This window comes from Ochrobactrum teleogrylli (genome assembly GCF_006376685.1).
GTDB lineage: Bacteria > Pseudomonadota > Alphaproteobacteria > Rhizobiales > Rhizobiaceae > Brucella > Brucella teleogrylli.
Genome location: NZ_VEWL01000007.1, coordinates 26,524 through 41,463 on the forward strand (window position 1 = coordinate 26,524; position 14,940 = coordinate 41,463).

Genomic DNA, 14,940 nt, shown 5'->3' on the forward strand with positions numbered 1-14,940 from the left:
ATCGAATGCATTTTGCGCTTTCGCCTGTCGCTGAAAATGCTGGCTACCGTCTCGAGGTTTTCGAGACGGTAGGCTCCACAAACGCGGTGGCTCTGGAACGAGCAGCTGGCGGTGATCCGGGCAAGCTCTGGCTTGTCTCGAAGAGGCAGGAAAGTGGACGCGGAAGACGCGGTCGTGCCTGGTCTACTCCGGAAGGTAATCTGGCCTCCACACTTCTCCTGATCGAATCCTACGAATTGAAAACGGCGGCAACACTCGGTTTCGTTGCGGGCCTGTCGCTGGCCGATGCGCTGGAAGCGGCTTTTGCAGCAACCGGACCAGCCGTGCCGCCGAAGATCGGCCTGAAATGGCCGAATGATGTGCTGCTGGATGGTGCGAAACTGTCGGGCATTCTGCTGGAATCATCAATTCTCGCCAAGGATAGCTTTGCGATTGCCATCGGCATCGGCACCAACATCGTGGCCTTTCCCGACGATCTGCCATACGCCGCCACGTCGCTGCAGGCGCTTGGCAGCAAGTGCGATGCCGAAACGCTGTTTGCAGCCCTTTCTGACGCATGGTCCGTGAATTATCGTGTCTGGGACGAGGGACGTGGGCTGGATACGATCCGCAAACGCTGGCTGGAGCGGGCGCACGGTCTTGGTGGAAATGTCACGATGCAGGTTGAAGGCAAGGTCATCGAAGGCCGGTTCGAGACCATCGATGAAGCCTGCCGTTTCGTGATCCGCGACAATGACGGCGCGCGCATTACGGTCACAGCGGGCGATGTTTATTTCGGAACGGCAGCAACACTGCGTAAATAACAGCTTTCTTTTATCTTGCCGGGGTTGCAACTAAAGCCATTTAGGTTCAGTGGATGCGGCGAAAGCATGTCTTCCCGAAGTGCAAACTGATCCGGTTCCACTTTATAAGCAGGGTATAATTACAGAGGAAATTTCATGGCCCGATCCAATAACCCGGAACTCGTCTTTCTGCCGCTCGGCGGCGTGGGCGAAATCGGCATGAATCTCGCTATGTACGGCTTTGGACCTGCGGATAATCGCGAATGGCTGGTCGTCGACATGGGCGTGAGCTTTGCTGGGCCGGAACAGCCGGGTGCCGACCTTATCCTGCCGGACATTCGCTATCTTGAAGCGGAAAAGAACAATGTGCGCGGTATCATCATCACCCACGCGCATGAAGACCATTTTGGTGCGCTGCTCGATCTGTGGCCGCGCCTGAAGGTTCCAGTCTATGCGACGCCGTTCACCGCCGGTCTGCTGGAAGCCAAGCGCCAGTCCGAGATCAGCGCGCCGGAAATTCCGATCACCGTCTACAAGGCTGGTGAAAAGTTCGAAGTTGGCCCGTTTAAGGTTGAAGCGGTCGCTGTCACGCACTCGATCCCGGAACCTGTATCGCTCGCGATCACCACGCCGCTCGGCACGGTCGTGCATACCGGCGACTGGAAGATGGACCCGGAACCGTCGCTCGGTCCCGTCATCGATGAAGCGCGCTTCCGCGCCATTGGCGATGCCGGTGTTTTGGCGCTGATCTGCGATTCCACCAATGCCATGCGCGAGGGTGAATCCCCGTCGGAACGTCAGGTCGGCGAAAGCCTGCGCGAGCTGATCGAAAATGCGCGTGGACGCGTGGCCATCACCACCTTTTCTTCCAATGTGGGCCGCATACGCTCCATCACGGAAGCGGCGCGCGATGCGGGCCGTCAGGTTCTGGTCGTCGGTCGCTCGATGAAGCGCGCGATTTCGGTCGCGACCGAGCTTGGCTACATGGAAGGCCTGCCGGAATATCTGAGCGAAGAGGATTACGGCTATATTCCGCGTGAAAACGTGGTGATGATCCTGACCGGCAGTCAGGGCGAGCCGCGTGCGGCACTTGCCAAGCTGGCCCGCGATGAAATGCGCAGTCTGGCCCTGTCGCCGGGCGATACGGTCATTTATTCGTCGCGCGCCATTCCGGGCAACGAAAAAGCCATTCTCGACATCAAGAACCGCCTGATCGACCGGGGCATCAAGATCATCGGCGACGATGATGCATTGGTGCACGTCTCCGGCCATCCGCGTCGCAGCGAATTGAAGCGTATGTATTCCTGGGTTCGCCCGCAAATTCTCGTTCCGGTGCATGGCGAAGCTGCGCATCTGGTGGCGCAGGGCTCGCTTGGCGCGATGGAAGGGATCGGGCAGGTCGCCCAGATCCGCAATGGCGACGTGCTGCGTCTTGCCCCCGGCAAGGCCGAAATTATCGACGAAGCGCCGATTGGCCGTATCTACAAGGACGGCAAGCTGATCGGTGACGAGGAAGAGATCGGCATGGTCGAGCGCCGCAAGCTCGCTTATGTCGGCCATGTCGCCGTTTCCATCCTGCTGGACCGCGACCACAAGCTTCTCGACGAACCCGATCTGGTGACATTTGGTCTGCCGGAAGAAGACGGTCAGGGCGAGTTGATGGAAGACATCCTGCTCGATGCGGTCGTCGAGGCCGTCGATAGCATTCCCCGCGTCCGCCGCAAGGATGTCGAGCTGGTGCGTGAATCCGCGCGCCGAGCGGTGCGCGCTGCGGCAAATCAGACGTGGGGCAAAAAGCCTGTGGTGACCGTATTCGTGAATAGGATACGCTGACCGTCACGCAATAAATAAGCAGCAAGGGAGGTGCTGATGCTCGAACGTTTGAACCATGTCGCGATTGCCGTTCCGGATATCGAGGCTGCGTCCGCGCTTTATCGTGGCAAACTGGCTGCAAATGTCGGTGCGCCGCAGGCCTTGCCGGAACACGGTGTGACCGTGGTTTTCATCGACGTCGGCAACACGAAAATCGAGCTGCTGGAGCCTTTGGGTGAGGGATCACCCATTGCAGCCTTCCTCGAAAAGAACCCGTCCGGTGGTGTGCACCATCTCTGCTATGAGGTGGAGGACATTATCGCAGCGCGGGATAAGCTCAAGGCGGAAGGCGCACGTATTCTCGGCGATGGAGAGCCGAAGACCGGCGCCCATGGCAAGCCGGTCCTGTTTCTGCACCCGAAAGACTTCAACGGCACGCTGATTGAGCTGGAGGAAGTGTAATCATGTCCATCATGTCCGGCATTGCGATCTATTTCATTATCTGGTGGACGTCGCTTTTTGCGCTGCTGCCGGTCGGCCTGCGCACACAGGCTGAGGAAAATAATGTCACGCTTGGCACGGTGGCCAGCGCTCCGGCAACACCGCGCATCGGTCGCGCCTTTCTGCGCACCACTATTGTCGCCACGCTTATCTTCGCTGTCTATTATTATGTGACGCAGATCATTGGTTTTGGTCTGGACGACATTCCGCATTTTTTCCCGGATCTGACATAATCGCATTTACGAAAACAGAATGAGAAATCCAAGACTGCCTCATTTTTAGGCAGTCTTTCTTTTATGCGCAAAACAGACTGCTGGGAAATACGCTCTGAATCAAAAACTTATGATCTTATCGTAAGGTGCTGAATTATAACGGACTAAAGGAATTTCACGCTTCGGTCCTCGTTCGCTCTGGTCGCGATATGCGCCTAAGAATAAAACTAGTTTTACTTTGGCAACATATTGCAAATAGTCGCCTGCAGAAGCAGGTCTATAAATCACACAAATTCAATGGGTTATTGCGCGGCTTTTCGGGAAGCTGACGGCGAGGGTCGCGATCAATGCAAATGCAAAAAAAAAGCAAGGCTTTCGCCTTGCTAATAAAATACGCGTTCGATCCGTTTCCATGTTACTGGCGGCTGCGTAGCTCGCGCCTGGATCCATCCTCCCAAGACTTTGACCGCGTGAAAACAACGGTTTTATTCCGTTGTTGCTCTTATGATGAAAAAAATAGCGAACTGCACAGCTTTTGTCACGAAAAATCTTCTTCTGCGTCATAATTCTTTCGTGAATTTTCCTAAAAGCTAATGATATATCTGTAATATATTGAAATTGAATGTGAATTCGGAGGCGGTGTTTTGTGGCTTTGGGCGTTTTACCTGCCTGTCCTGCCTGTGGATGGTGAAAACCGCTCCGCGCAAAGCTTTTTCAGGCGGGTTTTCAACGCAAGCATAACCCGATAAGAAACCTTCAAATATGCTTAATTTTTGCCTGATTCTTGAAGCAAGCAGGCATTCTCTCTGGATCGGTGGTTACGATGCGTTTGTCGCGGTATTTTTTGCCCATTCTGAAGGAAAATCCTAAAGAGGCGGAAATCGTCTCTCATAGGCTTATGCTGCGTTCGGGCATGATCCGCCAGCAGTCGGCAGGCATCTATTCCTGGCTTCCGATTGGGCTGAAGGTGCTGAACAAGGTCTGCGATATCATCCGTGAAGAGCAGAACCGCGCTGGCGCCAACGAAATCCTGATGCCGACCATCCAGTCCGCCGATCTGTGGCGTGAAAGCGGGCGCTACGACGCTTACGGCAAGGAAATGCTACGTATTCAGGACCGTCAGGAGCGCGAAATGCTCTTCGGCCCGACCAATGAAGAGATGGTCACGGATATTTTCCGTTCCTATGTGCGCTCCTACAAGGATCTGCCGCTTAACCTCTATCATATCCAGTGGAAATTCCGCGACGAAGTCCGCCCGCGTTTCGGCGTGATGCGCTCACGCGAGTTTCTGATGAAGGACGCCTATTCGTTCGACCTCGATTATGAGGGCGCGAAGATGGCCTATTACCGCATGTTCGTCTCCTACCTGCGCACGTTTGCGCGCGTCGGTCTGCAGGCGATCCCGATGCGCGCCGACACCGGCCCAATCGGCGGTGATCTCAGCCATGAATTCATCATTCTGGCCGAAACCGGCGAAAGCCAGGTCTATTGCGACAAGGCCTATCTCGATCTGGCCGTGCCAGGCGCGGATACGGATTTCCGCAACGATGCGCAGCTGACCGATATCGTCAATCGCTGGACCACGCCTTACGCGGCAACCGACGAAATGCACGACGAAGCCGATTGGGCCAAGGTCAAGGCTGATGATCAGGTTTCGGCGCGCGGCATCGAAGTCGGTCACATCTTCCATTTCGGCACGAAATATTCCGAACCGATGGGCGCGAAAGTGCAGGGCCCGGACGGCAAGGAACATCTGGTGTCGATGGGCTCCTACGGCATCGGTCCGTCGCGCCTCGTGGCCGCAGCCATCGAAGCCTTCCACGACGATGCGGGCATCATCTGGCCAAAGGCAATTGCACCGTTCGGCGCAGGCATTGTGAACATGAAGCCCGGCGACGAAGGCTGCGATAGCGTCAGCGAGAAGCTCTACGAAGCGCTAACCAATGCCGGTGTCGATCCACTGCTGGACGATACGGATGACCGTCCCGGTGCAAAATTCGCCACCATGGACCTGATCGGCCTGCCGACGCAGGTGATCGTCGGTCCGCGCGGCGTTGCCGCTGGCGAGGTTGAAGTCAAGGACCGCAAGACCGGCGAACGCCAGAACCTGACGGTGGAAGCGGCCATCAACATGCTGACGGCTGAAGCATGAGCGGCGCGGCGGCAGCAAAGTCCGAAGGGCAGGCCAAGGCAGCTGTGAAGCCGCCGAAGTCCGGCCCTTTCTCGGCCTTCGAACGGATGATCGCGTGGCGATATCTGCGTGCGCGCCGCCGTGAAACGTTCATATCGGTTATTGCCGGGTTTTCTTTCACCGGCATCATGCTGGGCGTGGCGACCCTCATCATCGTTATGGCGGTGATGAACGGCTTTCGCGCCGAGCTTTTGACGCGCATTCTCGGCATCAATGGCCATCTGATCATGCAGCCGATTGATCGTCCGCTGGACGATTACGCGGACCTGATCAAGCGTATCGACGGTATTTCCGGCATCAAATTCGCCATTCCCGTAGTGGAAGGGCAGGCTCTGGTGCAAGGCACTATTGGACCGGGAACAGGTGCACTTGTCCGAGGCTTGCGTGAAGAAGACCTCGACAAGCTGAATCTTATATCGGGCAATATCCGTCAGGGCACATTAAAGGGGTTCGACCAGAGCGGTGGTATCGCCATCGGCACACGCATGGCCGAAAATCTCGGTCTATCGGTTGGGGATACGCTGCGAGTGATCACACCTGACGGCGATGTCACGCCTTTTGGCGTCACCCCACGTGTGAAACCTTATCCGATTGTCGCGATCTTCGAGATCGGCATGTCGGAATATGATAATTCCATCGTGATGATGCCGCTTTCCGAGGCGCAGCTTTTCTTCAATCAGGAAGGCAAGGTGCAGTCGCTCGAAATCTTTGTCGATAATCCAGACAAGGTGGATGCGATGCGCGCGCCGGTGGAAGAGGCGGCAGGTCGCCAGCTGACACTTGTTGACTGGCGCCAGCGCAACCAGACCTTCTTCTCGGCGCTGGAAGTCGAGCGCAATGTCATGTTCATGATACTGACGCTGATCGTGCTGGTCGCGGCGCTCAATATCATCTCCGGTCTCATCATGCTGGTGAAGGACAAGGGGCATGATATCGCTATTCTGCGCACTATGGGCGCGACACGCGGAGCGGTGATGCGCATCTTCCTGATGACGGGTGCAGCCATCGGCGTGACCGGCACGGTCGCCGGTGTGGTGCTCGGCGTGGTGGTGTGCCTGAATGTCGAACGGTTGCGTGAGTTCTTCTCGTGGCTTTCGGGAACGACGCTGTTCAATCCGGAGCTCTATTTCCTGAGCCAGCTGCCAGCAAAGATGGACCCTGGCGAGACGATTTCCGTCATCGTCATGGCACTGGTGCTTTCCTTTATCGCCACCATTTTCCCAGCCTGGCGCGCTGCCAAGCTCGATCCGGTCGAAGCATTGAGGTACGAATAATGGCGGCTGAAATTATTCTGCGGCTGGAGAAGGTCAGTCGCGCCTATAAGGAAGTCGACCGCGAACTGGTTATCCTCAAAGACGCCGATTTCACGCTGCGTCGCGGCGAGATGGTGGCGCTCGTCGCCCCGTCCGGTGCCGGTAAGTCCACGCTTTTGCACACGGCTGGGCTTCTGGAACGCCCGGACAATGGCGATGTCTTTCTCGACGGTCGCTCCTGCAGCGCGCTCTCGGATGACGACCGTACGGCGGTGCGTCGTAACGATATCGGCTTCGTCTATCAGTTCCACCATTTGCTGCCGGAGTTTTCAGCGCTGGAAAATGTGATGATGCCGCAGATGATCCGTGGCCTGACCAAGAAGGCCGCATCGGAACGCGCACAGCAATTGCTCGAATATATGAAGATCGGCAAGCGCGCTTCGCATCGTCCCGCCGAGCTTTCCGGTGGTGAGCAGCAGCGTGTCGCTATTGCGCGCGCCGTCGCCAATGCGCCGCTTGTGCTTTTAGCCGACGAGCCGACCGGCAATCTCGACCCGACGACGTCCTCCTATGTGTTCGGGGCGCTGGAAGCCCTTGTGCGCCAGTCCGGTCTGGCGGCGCTGATCGCCACGCATAATCACGAGCTGGCCCGCCGCATGGACCGGCGCGTGACCTTGCAGGACGGCAAGGTCGTCGATCTGTAAGACGGCCAACTTTCTCCATCGTTAAGCTATTGAAACCGCAGGCGCGTGATACCGCCTGCGGTTCTGCGTTTATTATTCGTAAACCCTAATGTAACTGGCGACTCAAACAGGGTGTTGACTTCGGAACAAAAATAGAACAAAAAATAAACATACGTGAACACAGAGGAGTTTTCCACATGACCGATCTCGTCCACGACGTTTTGTCATTCGTCTCCGTCAGCCTGTTTATTGCAACCTTCGCCATCTGGGTCAGCGCGATCTGAAGTGACTGAAGCATATCATCCAAAGCGGAAAACCTGTTTTGGACACTGATATGCGTAACAAAGCTTGGAGTGCGATCACTGAAGTTCGCCGTCTGAACCGGCTCGAAGTAACGCGCTTTTGAGGGTTCTCTTGTGTACCCATTTGATACCGGCGGCTGTCTCTCTGGACATCGCCGGGACATTCCCTGAAACTGAAAGCTCAATGCGACAGAGTCGCCGGCGACCAGCAGCATTTCAGTAGGCGGTCCTATGAAACGGGTGTATGTCCACCCGCACGGTTCGGTTTGATCAGGGTGAATAGAATGAATGATGCAGCAGCAGACAATGCAGCCAGTGGAAGCGTTTCCACGCCGCGTTTTGTGCATCTGCGTGTTCATTCGGCCTATTCCTTGCTCGAGGGCGCATTGCCGCTCGGCAAGGTCATCAAACAGGCGATTGCCGACGAAGCGCCGGCCATCGCGATAACGGACACCAACAATCTGTTTGGTGCACTCGAATTTGCGCAGAAGGCATCGAAGGATGGTGTGCAGCCGATCATCGGCTGTCAGGTCGATGTTGCCTTCGGCGACCACAACGACAATGGGCGCAGTATCAATCGCAGGCTCGCGCTTGATCTGGCTCCTCTCGTCCTGCTTGCTTCGACGGAAGAGGGCTATGCGAATATCGTGCGGCTGGTCAGCCGCTCGTTTCTGGATACGCCTGCGGGCGATCCGGTCCATATAGATGCAGGCTGGCTGCCAGCACTGTCCAAGGACGTCATCGTCCTGTCAGGCGGGCCGCTCGGGCCAATCGGTCGCTCTTTTGCGGCAGACCGGCCAGACAGGGCGCAATCGCGTCTGGCGTTCCTGCATGAGACATTCGGCAATCGGCTTTATGTCGAGTTACAGCGTTATGCGGGCTATGACCGTGCTCTGGAAGCCAAGACTGTTGCGCTAGCCTATGAGATGGAATTGCCTCTGGTGGCCACCAATGAGGCGTTCTTCCTCAAGGCGGAGGATTACGAAGCCCATGATGCGCTGCTGGCCATCGCCGAGGGGCAGATCCTTTCCAATGATGATCGCCGCCGCCTGACGCCGGATCATTATCTGAAAAGCCGCGCCGAAATGGCGGCGCTGTTTGCCGACTTGCCCGAGGCGCTGGACAACACGATTGAGATTGCGGAGCGTTGCAGTTGGTACACGCAAACCCGCGCTCCAATTCTGCCACGCTTCACGGGTGAATCCGACGATCCTGAAGCCGCTGTCGCTGCGGAAGCAGAAGAACTTGCACGTCAGGCTCGTGAGGGCTTGCAGATGCGGCTGGAAAGCGTGGGCCTTGCCGAAGGCTATACGCCGGAACAATATGCCGAACGTCTCGAATATGAGATCGGCATCATCACCCGCATGAAGTTCCCCGGCTACTTCCTGATCGTTGCGGACTTCATCAAATGGGCCAAGGCACATGGCATTCCGGTCGGGCCGGGCCGTGGTTCGGGTGCGGGTTCGCTCGTCGCATATGCCCTGACGATTACGGACGTCGATCCGCTGCGCTTCTCGCTGCTGTTTGAACGCTTCCTCAATCCGGACCGCGTATCGATGCCCGACTTCGATATCGACTTCTGTCAGGATCGCCGCGAAGAGGTGATCCGCTATGTGCAGGAGAAATACGGGCGTGATCAGGTAGCCCAGATCATAACCTTCGGTACGCTTCAGGCGCGCGCCGTGTTGCGCGACGTCGGCCGCGTTCTCGAAATGCCCTATGGGCAGGTGGATCGGCTCTGCAAGCTGGTGCCGCAAAATCCAGCCAATCCGGTGTCGCTGGCGCAGGCCATCGAAACCGAGCCGAAGATCACCGAGGAACGCGAGAAGGAACCGGTCGTTGGGCGGCTTCTCGATATGGCGCTCAAGCTGGAAGGTCTCTATCGCCACGCTTCGACCCACGCCGCCGGTATCGTGATCGGCGACCGTCCGCTGTCGGAACTGGTGCCGATGTATCGCGACCCGCGTTCCGATATGCCAGTCACCCAGTTCAATATGAAGTGGGTGGAGCAAGCGGGTCTGGTCAAGTTCGATTTTCTCGGGCTGAAGACGCTGACGGTGCTGGAAACGGCGGTCAAGCTTGTAGCGCGCAAGGGGATCGACATCGATCTGACTCGGCTGCCGTTCGACGATGAGCTGACCTATGAAATGCTGTCGCGCGGCGAAACCGTCGGCGTGTTTCAGGTTGAAAGTGCTGGCATGCGTAAAGCGCTGCTCGGCATGCGTCCTGACCGGATCGAGGACATTATTGCGCTCGTCGCGCTCTATCGTCCCGGTCCGATGGAGAACATCCCGACCTATAATGCGCGCAAGAATGGTGAAGAGGAAATCGCTTCCATTCACCCGAAGATCGATCACCTGATCAAGGAAACGCAAGGCGTTATCGTTTATCAGGAACAGGTGATGCAGATCGCACAGGTGCTGTCGGGCTACTCGCTCGGCGAAGCTGACCTTCTGCGTCGCGCCATGGGTAAGAAGATTCGCGAGGAAATGGACAAGCAACGCGTCCGTTTCGTCTCGGGCGCTATTGATGGCGGCGTCGACAAGGCTCAGGCGAATATGATCTTTGATCTGCTCGCCAAGTTTGCCGATTACGGCTTCAACAAGTCGCACGCGGCAGCCTATGCCATCGTTTCCTATCAGACAGCCTATATGAAGGCGCATTACCCGGTCGAATTTCTGGCCGCGTCGATGACCTACGATATGTCTAACACCGACAAGCTCAACGATTTCCGTCGCGAAGCGAATCGTCTGGGGATCGAGGTCGTGCCGCCTTCGGTCATGACCTCGTTCCGTCCGTTTGAAGTGGGCGAGAAGCAGATTTTCTATTCACTGGCTGCCATCAAGGGCGTCGGTGAAGCCGCTGTCGATCATATTGTGGATGTGCGCGCCGAGAAGCCGTTTGAAAGCCTTGAGGATTTCTGCGAACGGGTCGATCCGAGGATCGTCAATCGCCGTGTGCTGGAAAGCCTGATCAATGCGGGCGCAATGGATTGCTTCAAGCGCGAACGCCCGGCAATGAGCGCAGGCATGGACCGCATCATGGGCTTTGCCCAGCGCACGCAGGAAAATGCCGCCAGCGGCCAGTCCGATATTTTCGGCCTGTCCGGTGCGCCGAAGGAACAGCTTATTCTGCCGCAGGCCGCACCTTGGCTGCCGTCGGAAATGCTGCATCGAGAGTTTCAGGCGGTCGGCTTCTATCTGTCGGCGCATCCGCTCGATGAATATCGCGCGGTTCTGGATCGTATGCGCGTGCAAAGCTGGGCTGATTTCTCGGCTGCGGTGAAGCGCGGCGCCAATGCCGGGCGTCTGGCGGGCACGGTGACGGCGCGTCAGGAGCGCAAGACCCGCACCGGCAACAAGATGGGCATTGTGCAATTGTCGGATGCCAGCGGCCAGTTTGAAGCCGTGCTGTTTTCGGAAGGGCTCGCGCAATATCGCGATCTTCTGGAAAGCGGGAAATCGGTGGTGATCACGGTGCAGGCGGAGGATCGCCCGGAAGGTATCGGTTTGCGCATCCAGACCGTGCAATCGCTGGAAGACGAGGCCTGCCGCATGCAGAAGGCGCTGCGGCTTTATCTGCGCTCGGCAGAAGCGATTCGCCATATCGCGCCGCATTTCAACACGCGCGGCGATGGACAGGTCAGCCTCATCGTCATCAAGGACAATGGGCAGCGCGAAGTCGAAATCGAACTACCGCACCGCTATCGCGTCAGCCCGCAGATTGCGAGCGCAATGAAAGCCATTCAGGGCGTCGTGGACGTGGAACTGGTTTAAAAAAAAGCCCGGTCGCGAGACCGGGCTTTTTTTCATGTCGCGGATACCACGCCGAGCGCTTTGCGAACTTCCGGCGCAACCTTGGTGCCGAACAGCTCAATCGATTTCATCGTATATTTATGCGGCAGATTGCCGAGCGCTGTCTGGAACAAAAAGCGGTGGTGCTTGAAGTAGCTGTGTTGGGCGAGAATCTTGTCGATGACCTGCTGCGGACTGCCCACCAGAAGCGATCCACGCGGCTCGCGCATAGCGTCGAATTGCTCTCGCGTGGTCGGCGGCCAGCCGCGTTCCCGGCCAAGCTTTGCCATGACCTGTGAATAGGACGGATAGAATTCATCCGCTGCTTGTTGAGCGTTTTCAGCTACATAGCCGTGCGAATTGATTCCAACTTTGAGCTTTTCCGGCGCATGACCCGCTTTTGCGCCAGCTTCACGATAGAAATCGGTCAGTTGGGCAAACCGTTCCGGATAGCCGCCGATAATGGCGAGAGCCAATGGTAATCCGAGCAGGGCGGCGCGACCGACGGAAGCTGGCGTACCGCCAACGGCGAGCCATATGGGCAGCTGTTCCTGCACGCCACGGGGATAGACGCCACGCCCGTCAATGGCTGCGCGCGTCGTCCCGGTCCAGATCACGCGTTCGTTGTCGCGGATCGTTAGAAGCAGATCGAGTTTTTCGGCAAAAAGCGTGTCGTAATCGTCGAGATTGTACCCGAAGAGCGGGAAGGATTCGATGAACGAACCGCGTCCGGCCATGATTTCAGCGCGTCCATTCGAGATCAGGTCCAGCGTCGAAAACTGCTGGTAAACGCGCACGGGATCGTCGGACGACAAGACGGTGACTGCGCTCGTCAGCCGGATGTTTTTGGTGCGCGAGGCCGCAGCAGCCAGAACAACGGCGGGTGCGGATACCGAATAATCGGGCCGATGGTGTTCGCCAAGGCCGAAGACATCGAGCCCCACCTGATCGGCCAGCTCGATTTCCTCAATCAGATTGCTGATGCGCTGTTGCGGCGAGATCGGCTTTCCGGTTTCCACGTCTGGACCAAGATCGCCAAAAGTATAGATTCCGAGTTCCATACGGTCTCCGCCGGTTGTTTTGATACGTTAAAGCGCGTTTCGATCTGATTGGCTCAGATCGGCGCTCTAACTCTTTGTTTTAACGCGCATCTTTTTCCGAAAATCGTTTCACACTTTTCGGGATGCGCTCTAAAGTCGGATGGCATTGACCGTCCGGCTTTGCTTTTAAAGCAGAAATGCGATCAAGAAGCAGTAATCAATAGGCTGCGGTGAAACGCTTGCCGATATGCTTGCCCTGTTCGGCCTCATCGACGATAGCGACAGCCAGATCGGCGACCGAAATAGTGCTTTCGCCCTTGTCGTTGAAAACCGGCTCGTCACCGCCAAGACGATATTTGCCCGTACGTTCACCCGGCTGAAGAATGATCGCTGGCGACACGAAGGTCCAGTCGAGGCCACTTTCCTTGCGCAGCTCGTTCAGCGCTTCGCGGGCGCCCAGAGCGCCTTCTTTCCATTCTGCCGGGAATTCGGCGGAATCGACAAGTTGCTGGCCGTTGATCGACAGGCTACCAGCACCACCGACCGCGATCAGACGCTTGACGCCTGCCTTCTTGGCCGCCTCGTTGATCGAGCGGCTGCCCTTGATGTGGTTTTCACGAATATTCGTGTCGCCCCAGCCGGGATTGAATGCGGAAATGATGATGTCATGTCCTGAAAGCTGGCTGGCGAGCGCATCCGTGTCGTACACGTCCGTCTTCACGGCGGTCACGTTGGCAAGCTTTTCCACCTTTTCCGGGTGGCGTACCAGCGCCGTAACATGATGGCCGCGCGATGCGGCTTCCTTCAAGATTGCTGCGCCAACAAAACCCGTTGCGCCGATCAGTGCGATTTTAGCCATTCCAGTTCCTTCCTTACGCTTTTGTATTTCAGCCATTTAAGGTATGTTTCATAATCAGGTTATTTCTGGTAACTACATATGTCAGGCTACCGGGCTTGTGAAGAACGCACTTCTACATGGGTAGGAAACATGGAAGTAACCGTCCAAAAGGCAAGACAAGGACGTTTGGACGTGCAGGGTTGACGAGTGCATGGGCTTGGCGGGAGCGCAGACGCAAGCATCCGGTTTGATCCCAACAAGCGAGTATGTGATAAGAGTGACTATGACGATACCGACACGACCAGACGCCAACACGCCGCTTTTGTCTTCCACACCGGCTTTTGAGACGGACGGCAAGGGTTCTTGCCCGATCCGTGATGTGCTCGACCGGGTTGGCGACACGTGGAGCATTCTTGTTATCTTCAGCTTGCAGAGCGGTTCCATGCGTTTCAATGCCTTACGGCGAGAAATTGAAGGAATCTCGCAGCGTATGCTGACGGTCACGCTGCGTTCGCTCGAACGCGACGGGCTGGTTTCGCGCCATGTACGACCGACTTCACCACCGGAAGTCGAATATTCGCTGACCGAGCTTGGTCATTCGCTGGCGGGGCCTATCGACAGTCTGGGGCAATGGGCGGTTGCAAACCGGGCATCGCTACGCAGTGCGCGCGCTCGTTTCGACAGTGAGCAGGACTAGCGGCGGGAACTGATTTCTATCCGTCGCGTTGGCCTTGGGGCGGCGCAACAGGAGAAGAGTTCATGCCTGCAAAATCTCAAGCCCAGCAAAAGGCTGCCGGTGCTGCGTTGGCGGCCAAGCGCGGCGAGATCAAGGTCAGCGAGTTAATCGGCGCATCGAAAGAGATGTACGAATCGATGAGCGAGAAAGAACTGGAAGAATTCGCCGAGACCAAGCGCAAAGGTCTGCCGCAGCATGTCGACGACAAAAAGAGCACCTGACTTGGGATCAGGTGCTCGGTTCTGCGTGGCTGTCGCCGGTCAAATTATTGTGCGGCTTTGGTTTGAACCACCTCGATGGCAGTCAACTTGCCATTGGTGATGCCGCAACGCAGATTGACGCCATCCCATTTATAGCCCGTGCTCTTGATACGCGCTTCGCCCGGCACCGAGATGACGGCTGAGACCTTGCGCGGGTCCTTGGCGCTGAACTTCGATGATGTGTCATTGGTTGTAGCTGACGAAATATCGTCTTTGGTGAAGCCTAGACGGTCGTATTTCTTGTCCTTTTTCACCAGATCATAACCGCTGGCCACACAATCGGCCACCTGTGGCGAGGCCTGCTGGTCCTTGACCAATGTCTGGTAATTACCCGTAAAATCTTTCGAGCGCTTCGGAACGGCGTCTGCGTGAGCGGCGGTCACAAAGCCGATGGCGCAAAGGGTGGAAAGTATAATTTTGGTCAATTGCATGCCCCATATCCTTTTCGGAAACCCTGCAAAATAGGCAAAGAGAGCGGTTCCAGTGATTCTGTCACAGGCGGACCCGTTCTGGAATCGATAATACCGCATCAAACT

14 protein-coding genes are annotated in these 14,940 nt (G+C 56.7%); 10 read left to right on the forward strand and 4 right to left on the reverse strand.

Annotated elements, in window-relative coordinates:
- The first annotated feature begins 5 nt into the window (after positions 1 to 5).
- The 4 genes from FIC94_RS12515 to FIC94_RS12530 all read left to right on the forward strand — a co-directional run bounded on the left by FIC94_RS12515 (position 6) and on the right by FIC94_RS12530 (position 3,328).
- Positions 6 to 803, forward strand: coding sequence for a biotin--[acetyl-CoA-carboxylase] ligase (locus FIC94_RS12515; RefSeq protein ID WP_140025092.1), 798 nt, complete (start codon positions 6 to 8; stop codon positions 801 to 803).
- A 135-nt stretch (positions 804 to 938) separates the two neighbouring features.
- On the forward strand, positions 939 to 2,615 hold the full coding sequence (locus FIC94_RS12520) for a ribonuclease J (RefSeq protein WP_109368805.1): 1,677 nt from the start codon (positions 939 to 941) through the stop codon (positions 2,613 to 2,615).
- 36 nt (positions 2,616 to 2,651) lie between these two features.
- Positions 2,652 to 3,056, forward strand: a complete 405-nt coding sequence (gene mce / locus FIC94_RS12525) for a methylmalonyl-CoA epimerase (protein ID WP_121535839.1) — start codon at positions 2,652 to 2,654, stop codon at positions 3,054 to 3,056.
- A gap of 2 nt (positions 3,057 to 3,058) precedes the next feature.
- Positions 3,059 to 3,328, forward strand: a complete 270-nt coding sequence (locus FIC94_RS12530) for a DUF1467 family protein (protein WP_140025093.1) — start codon at positions 3,059 to 3,061, stop codon at positions 3,326 to 3,328.
- Positions 3,329 to 3,601: 273 nt separating this feature from the next.
- Here the strand turns inward: FIC94_RS12530 and FIC94_RS22450 are convergent, their stop codons facing one another.
- Positions 3,602 to 3,871 (reverse strand): hypothetical protein, encoded by a 270-nt coding sequence (locus tag FIC94_RS22450; RefSeq protein ID WP_167836025.1) that lies wholly within the window; start codon positions 3,869 to 3,871, stop codon positions 3,602 to 3,604.
- Positions 3,872 to 4,130: 259 nt separating this feature from the next.
- Between FIC94_RS22450 and proS the strand changes: the two genes are divergently transcribed.
- From proS to dnaE, 4 genes are all read left to right on the forward strand, one after another.
- Positions 4,131 to 5,459, forward strand: coding sequence for a proline--tRNA ligase (gene proS / locus FIC94_RS12535; protein WP_140025094.1), 1,329 nt, complete (start codon positions 4,131 to 4,133; stop codon positions 5,457 to 5,459).
- Entirely contained in the window at positions 5,456 to 6,772 is a 1,317-nt protein-coding gene (locus FIC94_RS12540; RefSeq protein ID WP_140025095.1) for a lipoprotein-releasing ABC transporter permease subunit, read from the forward strand. Before proS ends, FIC94_RS12540 begins: the two co-directional genes overlap by 4 nt.
- On the forward strand, positions 6,772 to 7,455 hold the full coding sequence (locus tag FIC94_RS12545; protein WP_109368810.1) for an ABC transporter ATP-binding protein: 684 nt from the start codon (positions 6,772 to 6,774) through the stop codon (positions 7,453 to 7,455). The genes FIC94_RS12540 and FIC94_RS12545 overlap by 1 nt, the downstream gene beginning before the upstream one ends.
- A 565-nt stretch (positions 7,456 to 8,020) precedes the next feature.
- Positions 8,021 to 11,512 carry a DNA polymerase III subunit alpha gene (gene dnaE, locus FIC94_RS12550; protein ID WP_140025096.1) on the forward strand — a complete coding sequence of 1,164 codons (3,492 nt, stop codon included), beginning with the start codon at positions 8,021 to 8,023 and terminating at the stop codon, positions 11,510 to 11,512.
- Between the two features lie 32 nt (positions 11,513 to 11,544).
- Here the strand turns inward: dnaE and FIC94_RS12555 are convergent, their stop codons facing one another.
- Together FIC94_RS12555 and FIC94_RS12560 are read right to left on the reverse strand one after the other, a co-directional pair.
- Complete coding sequence (locus FIC94_RS12555; protein WP_140025097.1) at positions 11,545 to 12,591, reverse strand: LLM class flavin-dependent oxidoreductase; 1,047 nt, start codon at positions 12,589 to 12,591, stop codon at positions 11,545 to 11,547.
- Between the two features lie 196 nt (positions 12,592 to 12,787).
- Entirely contained in the window at positions 12,788 to 13,429 is a 642-nt protein-coding gene (locus FIC94_RS12560) for an NAD(P)-dependent oxidoreductase (protein ID WP_109368813.1), read from the reverse strand.
- Between the two features lie 262 nt (positions 13,430 to 13,691).
- Here FIC94_RS12560 and FIC94_RS12565 point away from each other — a divergent pair, with 262 nt between their 5' ends.
- Together FIC94_RS12565 and FIC94_RS12570 are read left to right on the forward strand one after the other, a co-directional pair.
- Complete coding sequence (locus FIC94_RS12565; protein ID WP_140025098.1) at positions 13,692 to 14,105, forward strand: winged helix-turn-helix transcriptional regulator; 414 nt, start codon at positions 13,692 to 13,694, stop codon at positions 14,103 to 14,105.
- A 62-nt stretch (positions 14,106 to 14,167) separates the two neighbouring features.
- The gene (locus FIC94_RS12570) at positions 14,168 to 14,365 is read left to right on the forward strand and encodes a DUF3008 family protein (RefSeq protein WP_109368815.1); all 198 of its coding nucleotides are present in this window, start codon (positions 14,168 to 14,170) and stop codon (positions 14,363 to 14,365) included.
- Between the two features lie 44 nt (positions 14,366 to 14,409).
- Here FIC94_RS12570 and bspC read toward each other — a convergent pair whose 3' ends face one another.
- The gene (gene bspC, locus FIC94_RS12575; protein ID WP_140025099.1) at positions 14,410 to 14,835 is read right to left on the reverse strand and encodes a type IV secretion system effector BspC; all 426 of its coding nucleotides are present in this window, start codon (positions 14,833 to 14,835) and stop codon (positions 14,410 to 14,412) included.
- Positions 14,836 to 14,940: the final 105 nt, after the last annotated feature.